This is a genomic window from Aeromonas sp. s10, assembly GCF_040907975.1.
Lineage (GTDB): Bacteria > Pseudomonadota > Gammaproteobacteria > Enterobacterales > Aeromonadaceae > Aeromonas > Aeromonas caviae.
The window spans coordinates 1-2,030 of record NZ_JBFOCV010000012.1 but is presented as its reverse complement, the minus strand read 5'-3'; the positions used below and the strand labels follow the sequence as shown (position 1 = coordinate 2,030).

At 63.6% G+C, this 2,030-nt stretch carries 1 pseudogene; it reads right to left on the bottom strand.

The features are described from left to right. A pseudogene (locus AB5Y59_RS03735) lies at nt 1-2,030 on the bottom strand (type I secretion protein); the annotation flags it as partial.

Sequence of the window (2,030 nt, the reverse complement as noted above, 5' to 3'; positions counted from 1 at the left end):
TCCCCGGTGAGGGTCTGGGCCGCGCTCCAGTCGCTGTCCTCCACCAGGGTGAGGGAGACGGGGTCGACCTGGGGCAGCACGCCGTCGGTGATATGGATATTGAGGGTGCCAAGGTTGCTCTTGTCCCCGTCAAAGTCGGTGCCCTGTACTTGCAGCCCCAGGTTGACGCTGTTGGTGCTGACCGGCTGATCCAGCACGCCGTCGAGCACCACCTGGTACTTGCCATCCAGCCCCAGGGTCACGGTCAGAATGGTCTTGCCGCCCGCATCAAGCAGGGTGATGACGTTGCCGTTGACCTGATAGTGGGTCAGCTGGCCGCCGCTGGTGAGGCCATTCAGGCCGGGCTGGTTCGCCTCGAAATTGAGCGACACCAGGCGATCGCTCCCCACGCTCACCGGCAACTGGCCATCCAGGGTCTGGCCAGAGGCCCCTTCCTGCAAGGTGACCCCGCTGTCGATGCCAAGGTGAGGATCGGCGGCATCGGTCACATGGATGACGGTATCGCCCTTGCTGACGGTGCCATCGCTGTCCGTCACCTGCATGCCGACACGAATATCGAGCCTGTCGTTCGCGCCGTGATCCAGGTTGGTGTGAGTCACCACCTGATAATCGAAATCCACCTTGGTGTGCGCCGCGACGCTATCGGGCACATTGGGCAGGGTCACGCTCAGCACCAGGGTGCCGCTCGCAGTCACTGCCTGGAAGCTGTGGCCGTTGCTGCCCGGTACGGCCTGCCAGGTGAGGGGCTCGCCATTGTGAGTGACGGGATTGCCGTTGATGTCCATGACCTGACCGCTCAGGACCAGGCGCACATCGACGATGGGATCGGAGTAGGCCTGTACCGTCACCTTGCCCGTGATGAGCTGATCGTCAGCGGTCGCACCATTGGCGGCGCCATCGAAGCGCCCCTCGCTCAGGGTCACGCTGTCAATGGTCACCCCATTGACGATCGGCCTGACACCCTCGCTGATGGTGATGTCCAGAGTGCCCGTGGTGCTGTCGTTGTTGCCGCCCCCCTTGTCACTGTCGATGATGTCGAGCTTGAGGGGCAGACTCGTCTTGCCGTCACCGCCGCTCTGGTGCACCCCCTGATAAAGGGTCACCTTGTAGTCGAACGTGTTGCTGGCGGCATTGTCCAGCTTGCCCACCAGTTCGACCTGAAGCACCTCGACGCGCACGCCGTTCACGTCCACATAACCCTTGAGGATCTGGTTGCCCGAAATGGCGGGATCCCCGTCCACCAGTTCGTATTTCACCTGCTGACCCAGTGCCATCAGGGGGGGCTGGGAAGCCGGATCGGCGAACGAGACCTGACTCACCCGATCCGACCCCGACTCCAGGGTAAAGTGTCCCGTTTCCGTCAGGGTGTTGTTGCCATCGAGGCGGCTCTCGTTCAGATCTACCCCGCTGCCCGCCACGAAGTGCGGCGCATGGCCGTCCTTGATGGTGAGCGGCAAGTCGGTGGAGACCCTGTCCCCATCCTTGTCGGTCAGGGTGACGGTGAGCGGCAGGTCGAGGGATTCGCTCCCCTGGTGATCCAGCTCGGCCCCCAGGGTCACCTTGGCGGTGACGCTCCAGTTGCCGTTGTTCTCAACGAGGCTCAGCTCGGCCCGCAGCACTTCGCGGCCGTCCGCGCTGGTCCCCACCAGCTCGCCGCTGGCATCCAGGGTGAAGGTCACCGGGCTGCCGTGGCTGCTGTACTTGCCATCCAGGCTCTGCTGAATGGCGGAGATATCGAACTTGAGGCTATCGGGCGCCAAGGCATCGGCACCGTGGCTCACGGTGAAGCTCATGGCGCTCACCACGGCGCCGTCCCCCTGGTTCGCCTCCGTCATCTCGGTGCCGGTCACGGCGCTGATGACCGGATTGGCCCCATCGCCGATGGCCACGGTCAGTGTCGAGGAGACGGTGTCGCCGTCACTGTCGGTCAGGGTGAAGCCCGCCTTGAGCAGACTGTCTGCGCTCCCCTGATCCAGCGGCTGGTTCAAGGTAAAGACATAGTGACCGTTCTGATCCAGCGTCAACGTGAA